This window comes from Trichococcus alkaliphilus, assembly GCF_003008695.1.
GTDB lineage: Bacteria > Bacillota > Bacilli > Lactobacillales > Aerococcaceae > Trichococcus > Trichococcus alkaliphilus.
In genome coordinates this window covers 27230-46085 of the sequence record NZ_PXZT01000003.1, presented here as the reverse complement: position 1 = coordinate 46085, position 18856 = coordinate 27230, and the positions used below count along the sequence as shown (strand labels likewise).

12 protein-coding genes and 1 pseudogene are annotated in these 18856 nt (G+C 48.7%); 12 read left to right on the top strand and 1 reads right to left on the bottom strand.

The window, feature by feature from the left end; all coding sequences use genetic code 11:
- The first annotated feature begins 81 nt into the window (after positions 1-81).
- The 12 genes and pseudogenes from bioB to C7R73_RS13805 all read left to right on the top strand — a co-directional run bounded on the left by bioB (position 82) and on the right by C7R73_RS13805 (position 17616).
- Complete coding sequence (bioB, locus tag C7R73_RS03365) at positions 82-1110, top strand: biotin synthase BioB (protein WP_205076455.1); 1029 nt, start codon at positions 82-84, stop codon at positions 1108-1110.
- A gap of 165 nt (positions 1111-1275) precedes the next feature.
- Positions 1276-2118: a carbonic anhydrase gene (locus C7R73_RS03360; protein ID WP_106449129.1), complete on the top strand. Its 843-nt coding sequence runs from the start codon at positions 1276-1278 to the stop codon at positions 2116-2118.
- 162 nt (positions 2119-2280) lie between these two features.
- Positions 2281-3192: an AEC family transporter gene (locus tag C7R73_RS03355; protein WP_106449128.1), complete on the top strand. Its 912-nt coding sequence runs from the start codon at positions 2281-2283 to the stop codon at positions 3190-3192.
- Positions 3193-3629: 437 nt separating this feature from the next.
- A complete protein-coding gene (locus C7R73_RS03350) occupies positions 3630-4865 on the top strand; it encodes an L-lactate MFS transporter (protein WP_106449127.1) in 1236 nt (411 codons plus the stop codon).
- A gap of 275 nt (positions 4866-5140) precedes the next feature.
- The gene (locus tag C7R73_RS03345; RefSeq protein ID WP_106449126.1) at positions 5141-6490 is read left to right on the top strand and encodes a leucine-rich repeat domain-containing protein; all 1350 of its coding nucleotides are present in this window, start codon (positions 5141-5143) and stop codon (positions 6488-6490) included.
- A 471-nt stretch (positions 6491-6961) separates the two neighbouring features.
- Positions 6962-8440, top strand: coding sequence for a sucrose-specific PTS transporter subunit IIBC (locus tag C7R73_RS03340; protein WP_106449125.1), 1479 nt, complete (start codon positions 6962-6964; stop codon positions 8438-8440).
- Positions 8441-8517: 77 nt separating this feature from the next.
- Positions 8518-10008, top strand: coding sequence for a glycoside hydrolase family 32 protein (locus tag C7R73_RS03335; protein WP_106449124.1), 1491 nt, complete (start codon positions 8518-8520; stop codon positions 10006-10008).
- A gap of 223 nt (positions 10009-10231) precedes the next feature.
- Positions 10232-11017, top strand: a complete 786-nt coding sequence (locus C7R73_RS03330; RefSeq protein ID WP_106449123.1) for a MurR/RpiR family transcriptional regulator — start codon at positions 10232-10234, stop codon at positions 11015-11017.
- A 150-nt stretch (positions 11018-11167) separates the two neighbouring features.
- Positions 11168-12757 (top strand): PTS transporter subunit EIIC, encoded by a 1590-nt coding sequence (locus tag C7R73_RS03325; protein ID WP_106449122.1) that lies wholly within the window; start codon positions 11168-11170, stop codon positions 12755-12757.
- A gap of 30 nt (positions 12758-12787) precedes the next feature.
- Positions 12788-14113: a 6-phospho-alpha-glucosidase gene (locus C7R73_RS03320; protein ID WP_106449121.1), complete on the top strand. Its 1326-nt coding sequence runs from the start codon at positions 12788-12790 to the stop codon at positions 14111-14113.
- 492 nt (positions 14114-14605) lie between these two features.
- A complete protein-coding gene (locus C7R73_RS03315) occupies positions 14606-15802 on the top strand; it encodes a quaternary amine ABC transporter ATP-binding protein (RefSeq protein ID WP_106449120.1) in 1197 nt (398 codons plus the stop codon).
- A pseudogene (locus tag C7R73_RS13805) lies at positions 15795-17616 on the top strand (ABC transporter permease/substrate binding protein). The gene C7R73_RS03315 and the pseudogene C7R73_RS13805 overlap by 8 nt, the downstream one beginning before the upstream one ends.
- A 362-nt stretch (positions 17617-17978) precedes the next feature.
- On the opposite strand, the gene C7R73_RS03300 reads toward C7R73_RS13805, so the two are convergent.
- The gene (locus C7R73_RS03300; protein ID WP_106449117.1) at positions 17979-18794 is read right to left on the bottom strand and encodes a Fic family protein; all 816 of its coding nucleotides are present in this window, start codon (positions 18792-18794) and stop codon (positions 17979-17981) included.
- Between the last annotated feature and the right edge of the window lie 62 nt (positions 18795-18856).

Sequence of the window (18856 nt, the reverse complement as noted above, 5' to 3'; positions counted from 1 at the left end):
ATATATTGATGTGGTTGACATAGTTTTTAACCTATGCCATCATTGATTCAATGACTATAACCAAATGAATGGAGAATGATGATGAGCGAAAAAGAATCTGTATTATCCGTAAAAAATGAAGAGCGGGCCAGCAGAAGACTGAGCACAATGGAAGCAATCAAAAACAAGCTATATGCCGGCGGACGCCTCACCAAATCGGAAGCTATGGCATTGATAGAGATGCCGCTCGAAGAGCTTTGCGCAGCCGCCAACGAGGTTCGCGAGCATTTCTGTGGAAATGTGTTCGACGTCTGCACGATCATCAACGGCAAAAGCGGAAAATGCTCGGAAAACTGCAAGTTCTGCGCCCAATCCCGCTATTACCGCACGAAAGTGGATGCCTATTCTCTCATCGGATCGGAAACGATCGTCGAGCAGGCGAAATATAACGAAGAGCGCGGCGTACTGCGGTATTCCATCGTTACCTCGGGCAGAGCCTTGTCCAGCAAGGAAGTGGACAAGGTCTGCGAAAGTCTGGAAGCCGTCCAAAAGGAATCGGACATCGCGCTCTGCGGCTCGTTCGGGCTTCTGGAGGAAACGGAATTCGCCAAACTGAAGCAGGCGGGTTTGACGCGCGTCCATAACAATCTGGAAACTTCGCGAAGGAACTTCCCGAATGTCTGCACGACCCATACTTACGACGACAAAATCGCCGCCATCCGCGCTGCGCAAAAGGCAGGTCTGACTGTCTGCAGCGGCGGCATCATCGGCCTTGGCGAAACGATGGAGGACCGCATTGATATGGTCATCGACCTGCGCGAAATGGGTATCCGTTCGATACCGGTCAACCTGCTGAATCCCATCCCTGGCACGCCGTTCGAGGAAAACGAAGTCGTCGGCGATGACGAGATGAGCCGCATCATCGCGATTTTTCGGATGCTGGCTCCGGATGCTTATATCCGCGTGGCCGGCGGAAGGGGGCTGCTTGCGGATAAAGGCAGACAGTGCTTCCTTTCCGGCGCCAATGCGGCCATTTCCGGCGATATGCTGACGACGGACGGCATCACGATCGAACAGGATATGCGTATGCTCGGAGAACTCGGTTACGAGGTGGTCTTGCGCGATGACTGATGGGACAGGATAGCCCCGCCAGTCCTCTCATCGCAATATCCTTTTGAATTCAGGGAACGAAAGGGGTTCTCTGTTGATTTATTGTTTTTCGAGATTGATTCGATAATTTAATTGCGGATTATTATATAATAAGTGGATATTGTTTGAAGGAGGAAGATCAGAAAAATGAATGATGCAAAGGGATTAAAAAAATATTTGGCAGTGCTGGGTGCATTCGCCTTATTGGGTCTGAGCGGCTGCAACCAAGAAGAAGCGGCGGAAGCGGACAGCAGCGTGCAGGCGACGACGGAACAGACTTCCGAAGGGGTAGCACAAGAAGCAACTGAAGAAACAACTGAAGAAACAACCGAAGCAGCCTCTGAGGAACATTTGGATTACGAGAACCAGGATGAATGGGACTTCGAATCCGGTGAGATGCAATCCCCGATCAATATCGAAACGAGTGCAGCCGAAGCAATGAGCACAGACGGCTCGCTGACACTGGACTATGCGGAAGAGATCATTGATGTGATCGATAACGGGCACAGCATTGAAATAGAAGACGGCGGCCAAGCGACGATTGCCGGACGCAGTTTTGAACTGGCGCAATTCCATCTGCATTCCCCGAGCGAGCATACAGTGGATGGAGAAAGTTTCCCGATCGAACTGCATTTTGTCCACAAAGCACAGGATGGGCGTTTGGCGGTCATCGCGGTTTTCTTTAAAGAAGGAACAGAGAACGCTGCCTTCCAAGCGATTCTGGATGATGTGAAGGCGAATGAAGAAGCTACTATTGCGAGCGGACTTAGCCTGAACGTTGCCGAACTGCTTCCAGCGAACAAAAGCTACTACCATTACCTAGGATCCTTGACGACACCGCCGCTGACCGAAAATGTCGAGTGGTACGTGATGGCGAACCCTGTGGAAGTCTCCGCGGAACAGATTGCGGCCTTCAACGAATATTATCAAGGCAACAACAGAGAGGTCCAACCATTGGGCGAGCGTTCTGTTTTGAAATACGAAGAATAGCAAACCTTCTTCAAAGTTCCGTCCAAACCCATTCCAGTGGGGCAGGCGGAACTTTTTTGATTTTGAAAAGTTCCGTAATGCGATTACAAAATGCGGAAGAAACGGATGCAACGGAACTTTTTTTGTTATAATTGAAGGAAAAACGCGAGCAGGGGGAACGTAATGGGTGAAATAGCAGCAAAAGCCGCATCATTGATATTGATCATCGTGATCGGTTACGTCATCAAACGAATCGGATGGGTAAGCGCAGAAGATTTCCCGAAATTTTCAAAAATTGTTTTGCGGATCACGTTGCCCTGCGCACTGATCACCAGTTTCAACACGTTCGACATCACTTACAACCTGCTATTTTTGACCGCAATCGGCCTCATCGCTAACTTGGTCCTGCAAATCACCGGCTATCTGGTAAATCAGAGGAAAGGCGGCATAGCGCAGGCTTTCGGAATCATCAACCTCGGCAGCTACAACGTAGGGGCCTTTGCGATGCCATATATCGCCGGATTGATGGGCCCGCAGTCGATCATTTTTGCATCCCTTTTCGATGTCGGCAATTCCTTCGGAGCGGCCGGAATCGGTTATGGCTGGTCCCGTTCGGTGGCGAATGAGAAACAAAAAACGACCTTAGGTGGCTTCCTCAAGCTCATGTTCCTTTCGCCGCTGTTCGATACATACTTGATTCTTTTGTTGATGCGTCTCTTCGGATTGCAATTGCCGGATGCAGTCATCACCTTTACGTCCACGGTGGGCGGCGCCAATACATTCCTGGCGATGCTGATGATCGGAATCGGTTTGGAATTGGGCTTGGATGCGCACCGCTTCAAGCTGGCCTTCAAATACTTGGCCATCCGCTACGGCTTTTCGCTGATCTTCTCCATCCTGACCGTGCTCTTCCTGCCGGTATCATTGGTCGTGAAGACGATCCTCTGCATGCTGTTCTTTTCGCCGATCGCATCGATGGCGACCGGATTCACCGACGAAGCGGGCGGGGACGTCGAAACATCCGCCTTCATGAATTCCGTCTCCATCCTGATCGGAATCTTCGCGCTGCCGCTCGTTTTGGCGGTCATGGGGTAAAAAATTATAGAATGAATCAAACCACCCGGTTATCACGCAGGTGGTTTTTTTGTGGTAGGAAACTTTTCCTCCGGCGAACGTAGGCTACGCCGGAGTTCGGCCCACTAAGGAGTCCTTTCCTCCGATGAGGAGGTGCTCGTCGGAGTTGGATCCCGCGATTTACCGTCGTCCTCCGGTGAGCGGCCCATCACCGGAGCAGGGCGCCACGTATAGCGCTCAGCTCCGGACAGCCTTCACACCTGGAGAAAAGAAGCATAAACATATAGCATCAACCTATATCTGTATATATCATTTAAGTGTTACCCTATAACCGGATTCCATGGCATACTGGAACAACCTTCACGAATGAAAGGCATCAGCAAATATTGGGATAGCGACGCTGCATCAGCACCGCTATCCTTGAAAATACAAAAGAACTAGGAAAAGGGGGAAAAGTAATGAAAAAAGAAACAAATCGTTGGGTGGTCCTGATCAGCTCGATGGGAATCTTGTTGTGCACCGGTATCGTCTACACGTTCAGTGTTTTCGCGGGACCGTTGGCGGAGTTGCGGGGATGGGCGGTGCCGAACATCATGATGGCGTTCGCGATCAATTCCGCGGTGGGGCCGATCCCGATGATCTTCGGCGGCTATTTTACGGACCGCGGCTGGGCAAAATGGATTGCCCGCATCGGCGTCGTGCTTTTCGGTATCAGCTTTGCTTTCACGGGGCAAGCGACGAGCATTTTTCAGTTGTATCTGATCTACGGCATCTTCGGCGGATTTGCGCAGAACTTTGCTTATTCCGCTTGCCTCAGCAACACGATCCGCTTTTTCCCGGATAAAAAAGGCTTGGCTTCCGGTCTGATCACGGGTGGCATGGGCGGAGCGGCAATCATCGCGGCACCAATCGCGAATACGCTGATCGAACGCTACGGCGTGAGTCAAGCTTTCTGGCGCATGGGCTTGGCGTATGCGCTGGTCGGTTTCTTTTTCAGTCTGTTCATCCGCTCGGCACCTAAGCAGATCGTTCCGCAAACCGTTGCGGCCTCCGAAAAAGTTCCAGCAAAAGCAATAACCGCAAACAAAAACTGGAAGGAAATGCTGGCGACCCCGGCATTCTACCTGCTGATCCTGATGTTCGCGATGGGCGCCTTTTCCGGCCTGATGATTGCGTCGAATGCATCGCTGATCGGTCAATCCATGTTCGGTTTGTCGGCATCGGCCGCAGCCGCTTATGTCAGCCTCTATTCCTTGAGCAACACGTCCGGTCGGGTATTCTGGGGCGCAGTCTCCGATCGCATCGGTCAGATCCGCGCGGTCATCATCATCTACAGCGCAATCATTTTTGCCTTCATCCTGCTTGTAAGCGTTGACCAAGTGTGGGCTTTTGTTGTCGGAATCGTCACCTTGGGACTCTGCTTCGGCGGCGTGATGGGCGTCTTCCCGGGATTGGTCATGGATAACTTCGGTCCGGCGAACCAGGGCGTCAACTACGGCATCGTCTTCATCGGCTTTTCGAGCGCCGCCTTCGTTGCACCGAAAGTGACTGCATCATTGGCAGCGGCCAATAATGGAGACTTCACGAAAGCCTTTTATGTCGCGATTGCTGTAGTCCTGATCGGACTGGGCTTGAGTCTCGTCTACGCGAAAAGAAAAATCGCAGCTAAGCTTGCTGCGGAAACTGTCCAGTAGATAATTCATTGAAAACAGCTTGCATTCCGGGGATTTACTCTCTAAAATGCGAGCTGTTTTTTCTGAATGGAAAGGGCTGTGACGTAAGCATTTGAGGGATTAACTGCGGGAATTAGCCCGTAATGTTAGCGCTTAAAGCAGAGGAGTCTTATAATGGGAGTGTGGCAGATCATTTTCGGATCAATGCAATCTGATTCAGCAATTATCGTCTGAGGATCCCTATTGGAACGGATCCCGTCGTCAGCTCCCGCAATTTTCCTAAGGAGGCTGTTTTTATGAAAAAAAGAATAAGGATATTATCCATCTTCGCCCTAGTCATGTTCGTGGGCTGCGCCAACACAACGATTTCGGACTCGGATGGGGAAATTACTAGCCAAGAGAGCTCCGCCCAAGCCGTCAGTGAGGTGGGAAAAGGGTCTGGCAACGAATCTTTGAATAGCGTCACGACTCTGGCTTTCGCAGATGAAGACATGGAGCTTTATGTGCGCAAGCTGATCGGGAAAGAAGAAGGCGAACTTGCGGCAAGCGATGTCGAAGCGGTCGATGCCCTCTATTTGGGTAATAAAGACATAAGCGCGATCGACGGGATCGAACACTTCACGAATCTGCGGATACTCCACCTGAACCAAACAGAAGTCAGTGACATCAGCGCCTTGGCCGGGTTGACGCAATTGGAATATTTGGATATCAGCCATTCCCGTGTAGAGGATGTTGCAGCATTGGAAAATCTGACCAAGCTCAAAACACTGTACCTCAACAACAACAATTTGGAAGACATCAAACCGTTGGCGAAATTGACACAGTTGATGACGCTCTACCTGAACGACACTGCCATCGACGATATCCGTCCTTTGGCTGGCATGGACGGACTCCAGTCGCTGAATCTGCGCAATACAAAGGCCCAAGATATCGCTGTTTTAGCGGAATTGATGCAGTTGCGCTACCTGAACCTTGGCAACACGCAAGTCACTGATATTACAGCCGTATCCGGGTTGACGCAGTTGACCATCCTGGAACTGGAGAACACGCCCATCAGTGATGCCAACGCCGTTGCAAGCTTGTCGCAATTGATGACACTGGACTTGAGCGGCACGGAGATCAGTGATGGCAGCGGGTTGGCGGAACTTGGAAACTTGTTGACGCTCGACCTTAGCGGTACCCACATAAGCGACCTTACACCATTGGCCAACCTGACGCAGCTGACGCGGTTGGATCTGAACGACACACCGGTCGAGGATATCAGCAGTTTGGCTGATTTGACTAGGCTGACGCATCTCGAAATCAGCGGAGCGCAAGTGAACGATGACTTCGCCTTGGCAAATCTGACGGAATTGGTCTACCTCGATTTGGCTCAGAATCGGATCAGCACCATCGAAAGTTTGGCCAGTCTCATCAAAATCAGGCACTTGAATCTGGCCGAAAATCAGATCGCCGATACCACCGCTTTGGCGAATTTCGCAGAGTTATGGTACCTTGATGTGAAGGGGAATCCAATCAGCGATATCGCACCTTTGACTGGCTTGGCCAAGTTGGGGAAACTGCATATCAGCAATGCGGGCATCAGCGCTGAACAACAAGAAACGCTGCAGAGCGCACTACCAGGTTGCGACATCGCTTGGTACTAATAATTAGCGCACGAGGATGGAACTGGTTTGCTAAGAAATAAAGATACATTCCACACACGGTAGTACGTTCAGAATGGGTTGGATATCCCAATGAGGGGACCTCTCCGGAAAATAACAGTCAGGGGGGCGAATTTCTTGGTGAGTTCCCCCCTTACCGGTAATTTTTATCAGGCAATACCAGGCCATAAACCATCATCGCAATCCCAGAACGCACAAGTACCCTGTCATCCGGGACGCTTGTGCATTTTGTTCCCCCTTTTTTTGAAGACTAAAATATTTTTTTAGAAAACGCTTGACTTTATCTTTGAAAGGGTTTACTATTCATATCAAGAGGAACCGGTTTCACCAATACAGAAAACCTGCTCCTTATCATTTTGAGCCAGAAAGGAACCGGTTCCGAAATGAGATGAAACAAAGTTTTTATTGCACTTATTCTTAGGCACAACAGACAAAAGGAAAGAGGGAGAAAAAATGGATTACAAAAAGATTGCAGAAGAATTGTTGACGGATATCGGCGGGAAAGACAATGTACAGGCGGCGACGCACTGTGCGACACGACTCCGCTTGGTTTTGAGGGATGAAAGCAAAGTCGATCAAGCGGGATTGGACGCACGTGACGAAGTCAAAGGGACGTTCTCCACGGCTGGCCAATACCAGATTATCTTGGGTTCCGGAATCGTAAATGAAGTCTACAAGGAATTCATCAAGATGGCCGGCATCGACGCCATGAGCAAAGAGGAAGTCAAAACAGCCGGCACGCAAAAATTGAATCCGATCCAACAAGGCGTCAAATTGCTTTCGGATATCTTCGTACCGATCATTCCGGCCATCGTAGCTTGTGGTTTGATGATGGGATTGAACAACGTATTCACGGCACAGGATTTGTTTGTTACCGGAAAATCGCTGATTGAAGCTTATCCGGCCATCGAAGGTTTTGCAGCGATGATCAACACATTCTCCAACGCGGCATATGTCTTCCTTCCAGTCCTGATCGGTTTCAGCGCAACGCAGAAATTCGGCGGTAACCCATACTTGGGAGCTGTTTTGGGGATGTTGATGGTCCACCCGGATCTTGTCAATGCCTACAACTATCCAGCAGTCTTGGCTGCAGGCGAAGTGCCTTTCTGGGATATCTTCGGATTCGAAATCGCTAAAGTCGGTTACCAAGGAACAGTACTGCCGATCTTGTTTGCATCTTACATCTTGGCGAAAATCGAAACGTTCTTGCACAAACGCGTGCACACATCATTGGATAACCTGGTCACACCGCTGTTCGCTATAATTAGCACTGGCTTCCTGACTTTCACATTGGTAGGACCTCTGACGCGTACACTCGGCGACGTGATGACAAACAGCCTTGTATGGTTGTATGACACGACAGGTGCCATCGGCGGAGCCATCATCGGTTTCTTCTACGCTCCACTGGTCGTTACCGGTATGCACCACAGCTTCATCGCTGTCGAAACGCAATTGTTGGCTGATATCGCCAAAACAGGCGGTACGTTCATCTTCCCGATCGCCGCTATGTCAAACGTGGCTCAAGGAGCTGCCGCATTGGCGATGTTCTTCATTATCAAGGAACAAAAAGCGAAAAGCTTGGCTTCCGCTTCCGCAATCTCCGCTTACTTGGGGATCACTGAGCCTGCGATGTTCGGTATCAACCTGAAATACCGCTACCCGTTCTACGCAGCGATGATCGGTTCCGGCGTCAGCAGCGCGTTCATCTCCTTCTTCAAGGTTAAAGCGATCGCAATGGGCGCAGCTGGCCTGCCGGGCGTCATCTCGATCAAACAAGAAGACTTGTGGATCTACGTCTTGGGCATGCTGATCGCGACACTCACGACAGTATCCATGACCTACGTCTTAAGCAAACGCGACTGGACAAAAGACGAAGCGAAAAAAAGAAATGCGGAACAGGTTCCTTCAGCTCTGAATAAGGAAACACTGTGATCCAATCGATCTAATTTCCGAGAGGCAGGCTTGGACTACTAGGCATAGGACTAATTTGACTAGGAAAGGAATAAACGATGAAAGTATGGACGCGCGAGGAGCGCTATAAACAAACCTCGGATTATTCCGACAACTATCTGGAAGAATTGGCGAAAAGGGTGGCGCAGTCACCCTTCCGCCAAAACTACCACATCCAACCGAACACAGGCCTTTTGAACGATCCGAACGGCTTCACCTATTTCGACGGCAAATGGCATCTCTTCTATCAATGGTTTCCGATGGGCGCGGTCCACGGTTTGAAGCATTGGTACCACCTGACTTCGACCGACCTCGTGCAATGGGAGGAAGAGGGCGTCGCGCTGTTGCCTGACACCCCGTACGACAGCCACGGCGTCTATTCCGGCAGCGGCTTCGTCAAGGGCGGCCAGCTGCACATCATGTACACCGGTAATGTCCGCACGGAAGAATGGGAAAGGGTGCCGAACCAAATTGTTGCCCGCATGGAGGCGGACGGCAGCTTCACGAAATTCCTGCCGCCTGCTATCGCCGGTAAACCGGAAGGCTACACCGACCATGTCCGCGATCCCAAAGTCTGGGAGCAGCAGGGCACCTATTACACCGTCATTGGTGCCCAACGCACCGACGAAACCGGCACAATCCTGATGTACCGTTCCAAGGATGCCTTGGAATGGGAATTGATGGGCGAAGTCGATGCCGGCTTGCCGGACTTCGGCTTCATGTGGGAATGCCCGGATCTGTTCGAGATCGACGGCAAAACGGTGCTGCTGTTTTCACCGCAAGGACTGGAGCCGGAAGGCGACCGTTACCACAATATTTTCCAGACGGGCTATGTCATCTCTGATGACTTCCAGATGGATGAGCTGAAATTGGAGCATGAAGGCTTCCAGGAACTGGATTCCGGGTTCGATTTCTATGCCACCCAGACCGCCGAAAGCCCGGATGGCCGCCGCATCTTGACGGCTTGGATGGGCTTGCCGGATGTGGCGTATCCGACCGACAGCGAAGACTGGGCGCACTGCCTGACGTTGCCGCGCGAACTGTCCATCAAAGAAGGAAAACTGATCCAGCAACCGGTCCGCGAATTGGTGTCCTTGCGCAATGAGAAGTCCGTGTCTGAATCAAGCTTGTTGTTTGGCGAAAAGACGATCGAGCGCAACGGTGGCAACTGCTACGAGCTCCAGCTGGATGTAGCATTCCCGACGTCAGCTGACCACGCGCCGGTTACTTTGGATCTCTGCGAAGATGCGGCCAATGATAAACGTTTCCGCATCACCTTGGATCCATCCGTCAAGAAAATCACGATCGACCGTAGCCAATGCGGCATCCCGTTCGCAGAAGAGTTCGGCACGACCCGCACGCTGACGGTCGAACAGATGGATGCAGTGAAACTGCAGATTTTCGTCGACACCAGCTCAATCGAAATCTTCGTCAACGACGGCGAAGGCACCTTCACCTCCCGCGTATTCCCGCAAGCGGGAGAAACCGGTCTGTCGCTAGCGGCAGGCAACGCAATCGATTACAGCCTCGAACTTTGGGAATTGGCCTAAAGAAGCAAGATATCATAGTTGAACGCACCACCCATTAGCTCTGTTAGCAGAGTAAGGGTGGTGCGTTTTTTGCGTTGAGCGCGTAGGACGATGGAAACATTCCCGGCGCGTTGCCCGAATGGAACAGCTCTCTTATTTCAACAAATATTTTGAATAAATATGCATAGACAGGCTGATTTTCGTTATACTAGAGAGGACAAAAACTTTAGGGGTGGATCCGTGCGTGGTAGATATTGCCAAGTTAGTTCAAGGTAAGGAATTAAGCGAATCTGATCAAAAACTGTTGACATACATCATCAACAACATGGATACAGTCCTACAGATGGGTGTCCGCCAGATTGCTAAAGAAAATTATACTTCACCGGCAACTATTATTCGCTTGTCGAAAAAGCTGGGATACAAAGGTTTCATTGATCTCTATTATCACTTATTACCGCTTGTGAATGCCGAAACAGTGCCTGTAGGAAGCTCGGAAGATGAATTTTTTCAACTGGATCATGCGCTCGTGCTGCAACATAATTCAATAGAGGACATGGACGATTTCATCGGAAAAGTATTGAGTTTGGACGGGAAATTCATTTTCATCTATGCTGCCGGTTTCTCGGCGATTGCAGCAGAATATTTCTATAAAAAACTGTTGCTGTTGGGGAAACCAGTCATCCTTGCCACCACATTGGATTCTATTGGTGTGTTGGAGAATAATCTGAAAAACATCGGGGCATTTGTAGCCATTTCCAAATCAGGAGAGACGCAAAGTGTCATAGATAAGGCGCTGAAAGCGAAAAATGCTGGCATTTTTACTGTAGCTTTCACGAAGGAAACGCCCAATCGGTTAGGTGAATGTAGTGATCTGAATTTTAAGGTTACCGATCAACACAAGCTCGATGACAGGAATCTGTTGCCCAATACATTCTTTCCATTTACATTGCTGCTTGTGGAGTACCTATTGAGCCGTTACCTGAAAGAAATCAATGAAGTTGAAGAGCCAGCAGAAGAAGAAAAAGCATAGAAAGCATGACAGCAGTAGCAAACAGAATAGTAAGTGAAACGTGTTTCGTCTTTGCGGAACACGTTTTTTAACGTTATGAAAGCCTTTTATTTCCGGTCGGTTCCCGCTACACTGTAGTCATATTAAAGAAATCATATTGGAGGGAAACAAATGAAAGAGAGAGTCATGGATACCATGCAGAAATTTTCCAAAGCGATGTTTATTCCCGTTTTAATTTTACCGATAGCGGGCATTTTAATCGCGATAGGAAATCTATTTACCAATGCGCGTCTGTTGGAGGTTTTGCCATTTTTGAATAACCCGATTACAACCGGATTCGGAACAATCCTATCCGGATCACTCGTTTCGATTTTAGTGAACTTGGGCGTCGTCTTCTGCGTCGGCTTGGCTGTTGGATTAGCCAACAAGAAAAAATCAGAAGCAGGATTTATCGCGCTGCTCGGTTATCTTGTCTTCATTAATGCAATGAATCGTTTCATGGGTCTGCAAGGCATCCTTGTAGAAGGCGATCTGCAGGGGACCGGACAGACGATGGTCTTAGGTGTCCAAGTCTTGGATATGGGTGTTTTTCTGGGCATCTTCCTAGGAGTGCTTACCGCGATTGTTCATAATCGCTATGCCAACAAAGAATTCAACAATGCTTTCCAAATTTATGGCGGCACGCGGTTTGTCTTCATCGTGTTGATTCCTATCCTTGTGTCCTTGGGTATTTTGTTCACTTACATCTGGCCGTTCTTCCAAGGAGGCATCAGCAGTTTAGGAACCTTGATCAATCAAAGCGGTAACTTCGGTGTCTTCCTATATGGTTCGTTGGAACGTTTGCTTATCCCGACCGGACTGCATCACTTAGTGTACACACCGTTCTTATACACGGAACTGGGCGGCATCGCCGAGGTCGGAGGCGAAATTTTTGAAGGGGCACGGAACATCTACTTTGCTGAAATTGCAAATCCGGATGGCGGATTATTAGCACCGAGTGTCATCTGGGATGCACGCGGTATCTCTAAAATGTTCGGTCTGATTGGTGCTTGCCTAGCGATGTACCATACAGCCAAGCCGGAAAATAAAGCGAAAGCGCGTGCCATTCTGATTCCTGCAGCAGCGACTTCTTTGATTGCTGGTGTAACAGAACCAATCGAATTTTCCTTTATGTTTGTCGCTCCCTTATTATTTGTTGTCCATGCTGGTTTAAGTGGATTGAGTATGGTCTTGCTGAATGTTCTGAACGTGCGGGCAATAGGGCCAAACGGATTAATAGACTTCTTGTTATATAATGTGCCGCTGGGAACAGAACGAACAGCGTGGCCCATGTATATTGTCGTCGGCTTATTCTTCTTTGTAGTGTATTACTTCCTGTTCCGCTTTTTGATCACGATGTTTAATTACAAAACGATCGGTAGAGAAGAGTTGGGATTAGAAACACGTTTGTATTCGAAAAAAGATTATCAAGAGAAGAGCGCTAAAGCAGGAGCACCCGCAAATGAGTTGGGAATGGCGCATACGATTGTTGCTGCCCTCGGTGGCGAAGCGAATATCGAGACGGTCACGAACTGCTACTCGCGCTTAAGACTTACTTTAACCGATCCTGAAAAAGTGAACGAAGGGATCTTGAAGAATGAGACAGGGGCAAGTGGCATCATCAAGAAAGGCCAAAATGTTCAAGTCGTATATGGTTTGCAGGTGAACAGTATTCGTAGAGCCGTTGATACAGTATTAAATAGAGAAATTGTAGAAGAATAAATTGAATACAAAAGTGAGGATGAATTGTTTATGAAGAAATTTTCTGTAGTCATTGCTGGTGGTGGCAGTACGTTTACGCCAGGAATCGTGATGATGATGCTGGATAATATAGATCGTTTCCCGATGCGCGAATTGGTGCTGTACGACAACGATGGAGAACGTCAAGCCGTACTGGGTGAAGCTCTGGAAATCTTGTTGAAAGAAAAAGCCCCTGATTTGAGGTTCTCCTACACAACCAATCCAAAAGAAGCGTTCACAGATAAAGACTTCTGCATGGCACATATCCGTGTCGGTAAATACGAAATGCGCGAAAAGGATGAAAAGATTCCGTTGCGTCATGGCGTGATCGGCCAAGAAACCTGCGGGCCAGGCGGTATTGCTTATGGCATGCGGAGTATCTCGGGGATGCTGGAAATCATCGACCATATGGAAACCTACTCGCCTGATTGCTGGATGCTGAACTATTCAAATCCGGCTGCGATTGTGGCAGAAGCCTGCCGCGTCCTCCGCCCTAATTCGAAAGTGCTGAATATCTGCGATATGCCGGTAGGAACGTTGCGCAGAATGTCCCAAATCATCGGAAAGGATCCGCAAGACCTGGAAGTCCGTTACTTTGGTCTGAACCACTTTGGCTGGTGGACTAGCGTGAAAGATAAAGAGGGCCACGAGTATCTTGACCAGATTCGAGACTATGTGGCAGAGAACGGGTACTTGACCCAAGTTGAAGTCGACACGCAACATATGGATCGGAGTTGGCAAGAAACGCATAAAAAAGCAAAAGATTTATTAGCGGTCAATCCGCGGTATCTGCCGAATACCTATTTGAAATATTATTTGTACCCGGATTATGAGGTAGCGCATTCTGATTGCAACTATACGCGTGCCAATGAAGTCATGAATGGCCGGGAAAAAGAAGTTTTTTCTGCCGCACGCACTATCATCGAAAAAGGGACAGCCATTGATGGTGGATTCCATATCGACAGCCATGCCTCCTTTATCGTGGACTTGGCCCGAGCGATTGCCTTCAACACACATGAACGAATGTTGATGATTGTGGAAAACAATGGCGCCATCGCCAACTTCCCTGATGATGCGATGGTGGAAGTGCCCTGTATCGTGGGGAATGACGGTCCGGAACCACTGGCCCAAGGGAAAATCCCTGCATTTGAACAAGCCTTGATGTTCCAGCAAGTGACGGTCGAGAAATTAGTCGTGGAAGCCTATGTCGAGCAGAGCTATCAAAAACTATGGCAAGCCTTGACGTTATCGAAAACGATCCCGAGCGCAAAAGTTGCCAAGGATATTCTGGATGATTTGATTGAAGCCAATAAGGACTACTGGCCGGAATTGCACTGATCCTATATGAAGCCTGGCTTTCAGCTGATGCGAAAAGTATCACCTGAAAAAATAACTGATTAAAAAAGGATTCCTGCTCTTTAAAGAGACAGGGATCCTTTTTTACGTGTGCAAAATGGAAGCCATCAGCACGGGATTGCATTTATATTGAAAGTACGAAATAGCAACATTCTGATTCTGCAAACAACTGTTTTAAAAAAAAATCGGATTCTTCACGGTTACCTTTAGGAAGCGTGTGTAACCGCATCCTTTTTCGCGAAAAATTCACAAATAATTCATTTTTGATTTGCATATCCGCGCCATAACTGGATAATAGTGGTTGTAGCTTTGTGATGTAACAAAATTATCTTCAATTTATTTTTTTGGAATAAATGAAAATGTAACACTATATTTGTACATTGCAGAGGCCCATAATCGGATTCGGGGATTTGATCTCCACTATTAAAAAGAATCCACACATACAGCATCGAAAATTTGAGAGGAGCAATGAACTTGCCGAAAATAAAAATAGAGAACGTAACGAAAATTTTTGGGAAAAAATCAGAGAAGGCTCTGGAACTTCTTGAACAAAAGAAGAGCAAGCAAGACATCCTGCGCGCCACTGGGGCGACAGTAGGGGTAAACAACGTCAGTCTTTCCATAGAAGAAGGTGAAATCTTCGTCATCATGGGTCTTTCCGGAAGCGGGAAGTCGACACTTGTGCGGATGTTCAACCGTTTGATCGAACCGACGAAGGGCAACATCCTGATCGACGGAGAGAACTTATCGATCATGGACAAGAAGGAATTGCGCCAAGTGCGCCGAGAAAAAATGAGTATGGTTTTCCAGAACTTCGGCTTATTCCCGCATCGCACGATTTTGGAGAACACCGAATACGGACTGGAAGTGCAAGGCGTCGCAAAAGCCGAGCGCAAGGAACGAGCGCAACAGGCTTTGGAGAATTCCGGTCTTGGCGATTACAGTCATCAGTATCCGAACCAATTATCCGGCGGGATGCAGCAACGGGTCGGTTTGGCCCGTGCACTGGCGAATGACCCGGAAATCCTGTTGATGGACGAAGCCTTCTCGGCTTTGGATCCATTGATCCGTCGTGAGATGCAGGATGAACTGTTGGATCTGCAGGCAAACGTCAAAAAAACCATCATCTTCATCACCCATGATCTGAACGAAGCTTTGCGCATCGGGGACCGGATTGCGCTGCTGAAGGACGGGGAATTGGTCCAAATCGGTACGCCGGAGGAAATATTGACCAATCCGGCAACGCGCTATGTCGAAAAATTCGTGGAGGACGTCGACCGTTCGAAAGTACTGACGGCCGAACACATCATGAAGCGTCCGATCGTCATGAATATCGAAAAACATGGCCCGCTCTTCGCATTGGAATTATTACGCCAAGAAGGGATTTCAACAATCCTTGTGGTGGACAATCACCGCAGACTGAAAGGGTACATCACTGCCGAGGACGCTACGAAAGCGTTGAAAGCCAACACTACTAGAGTGGATGGCATCCTTAGAGAAGATATCCCGACTGTCTCCAAAGATACTACTTTGAGCGATATTTTCCCGATCATCCATGATTCAAGCTCGCCGGTCGCTGTCATCGAAAACGACAGATTGGTGGGAGTACTTGTCAGAGGCGCTGTCATAGCCGCTTTGGCAGGAGAAAGCGAGGTGTCCGTAAATGGATAATCTATTAAACTTCATTCCTGAATTGCCGGTTGCCGAGTTCACTGAATACGTCACGGATAAGACCGCAGACACGTTCAGCTTTTTGTTCGATCCGATCAAAGAGTCTTCGCAGACTTTGATTGATCTGATGACTTCAACATTGACGGCCATACCGGCAGTCATCCTGATTGTATTAGTCGCTCTGTTGGCATTCTTTGCCTCAGGGAAAAAATTCGGCCTGGCCATCTTTTCCGTCGTCGGACTCTGGTTCATCCATAACCAAGGACTCTGGGAAGACTTGATGTTCACCTTGACGCTGGTCCTGTTTTCGAGCTTGCTGTCCGTACTGATCGGTGTGCCTTTTGGTATCCTGATGGCGAAAAACAAACTTGCGAACAGCATCATCAATCCGGTCTTGGATTTCATGCAGACGATGCCAGCCTTTGTTTATCTGATTCCAGCCGTTGCTTTCTTCGGGATCGGCATGGTTCCGGGGGTGCTTGCGTCACTTATTTTCGCAATCCCGCCGACCGTCCGCTTCACGAATCTGGGGATCAGACAAGTTTCCACCGAACTGGTTGAAGCAGCCGAATCATTCGGCAGCACCGGCGCGCAAAGGTTATTCAAAGTCGAGTTGCCGTTGGCGAAATCCACGATTATGGCCGGCATCAACCAGACCGTTATGCTGTCCTTGTCGATGGTCGTCATCGCTTCGATGATCGGTGCCCCTGGATTGGGCCGTAATGTCCTTTCCGCTTTGCAGCGCGCCAAAATCGGTTCCGGTTTCGTATCCGGGTTGGCTTTGGTTGTGCTTGCCATCATCATCGACCGTCTGACCCAAAAATTCAGCAAAAAGAGCGCATCATAAAGCTACATAAAGACTCACATATTCCTAATTGCCAAATAAAAAGGAGAGAAACATACCTATGATAAAAACAACAAAACGTAACTGGAAACGCCTCGGACTTACTGCCGGATTGGGCTTAGGTGTCACACTGATCGCCGCTGGATGCGGTGCGACAGAAGATACAGCATCCATGGAAGACACGGTCGGCAAAGGCCAGGAAATTGAACTGGCTTACGTCGAATGGGATGACGCAGTGGCCACAAACCACGTTGTCGCAAAAGTTCTGGAAGACCTCGGTTACGATGTGACTTTGACACCATTGGATAACGCAATCATGTGGGAAGCCGTTTCCACAGGCGAAGCGGATGCCATGTTGAGCGCTTGGCTGCCCGGAACGCACGGCGCACAATTGGAAGAATACGGCGATAAGATGGTCGACCTAGGCGGAAACCTTGAAGGCGCGAAGATCGGTCTGGCCGTTCCTGCGTATATGGATGTCGACTCCATCGAAGATTTGACCGATCAATCCGGCAAATCCATCACCGGAATCGAGCCAGGTGCAGGTATCGTGGCAGCTGCTGAGCGTGCCATCACGGATTACTCGAATCTGAGTGATTGGGCAATCGAAACGTCCTCATCCGGCGCAATGACCGTCACACTCGAACAAGCAATCGAAAATGAAGAAGACATCGTCATAACAGCCTGGAACCCGCATTGGATGTTCTCGGCCTATGACCTGAAATACCTGGATGATCCCAAGGGAACTTTCGGCAGCGAAGAAACGATCCACACGATGGCACGTGAAGGACTCGAAACCGACATGCCTGAAGCTTACCAAGTATTGGATCAATTCCATTGGACCATCGAAGATGTCGAAGCCTTGATGCTCCAAATCTATGAAGGCGAATCAGCCGAAGACGCTGCTGCAGCGTTCGTCGAAGCTAATCCGGATCTAGTCGCAGAATGGACTGCCGGCGTAGCCAAATAAACAGAATATTGAACACTAGCAGGAGCTGCTGCCTCATTCCGAGGCAGCAGCTCTTGCTTTTTTGGTAAAAGTAGCCTGGGTTGTCCGATTCTTCAGTGTTATCGGACAACCCTCGAACCGAACATGCTCCGGTTGTCCAATTCATCAGCGTTATCGGACAACCTTCGAACCGAACCAACTTAGGTTGTCCGATTCTTCGACGTTATCGGACAACCTTCGATCTAAATGTTCAAGGCACAATGGTGAGAAGTGGAAACCGGTTAACCGCATGGAATTCGTTTACTTCACGAAAAAAAGCGAAGGCCACCAGCATCCGCATGCTGATCGTCTTTGCTTTTTTGTATTTTTTTGAACATTTTGTCTTATTCTTTCATGTGCATTTCTTCATCCGATAGCACGTTCTTTTTGCCCAACAGCAGATTTTCGAAAAACATTTTCAAAAACTGTTTATCCTGTTTCTCGCCATGGTAATGATAGAGCACGAGGGCGTTCCTGAAGTAGGCGGCATGCTCGCTGAAGAGTGAATTGTCGATGTGGAACCCTAATTTCCTCAAATATTGGATACCGAAAACAGCGACCGTCCGGGTATTTCCTTCTCTGAAAGGATGGGCTTGCCAGATGTCCGCCAAAAATGCCATCGCGTGCAGCGCTTTTTGCTCGTTAGTCAGGTTACTGTAAGAGAAATTCTGTTCTTTTTCAAAATCGTACGCCAAAGAATCCTGAATCATGAAATGCGAACTATATTGGACCGTCTCCCCATTTAGCACAGGCTCTTTCTTTGTGATATTCACAGTCCGGAACTTGCCCACAGGAATTTCTTCCGGGAAAACATCTGTGAACAAATGCCTATGGATGCCCAACAGCGTGGAAGGGGAGAGCAGGAAACAATCTTCAGCCAACAATTCCGCAATCCGGAGTGAAACGATATCCGCCTCGACCGTGTTTGCATCCACATGTGCTTCCCGGTGATAATCCGAAATTTCGCGATAAATGGCATCGTATCCTTTTTTTCCTTCTATATTTTCGTAGGCCAGCTCAACCATGTACTTGGATGGGCTGAGGCCATCGACTTTTTGCAGACCGAATGCCGTCTGCCATAACGCCAATTTTATTTGGTAAGGCAGCTCATTTTCCGCGACATCATAGCTGGGTGGTAATTTGCCTTCTGAATAGTCCATAACTAAAACCTCATTTCAAATGGAAAAGTAACTTGCTTCCTAATGATTATACAACTATTTAT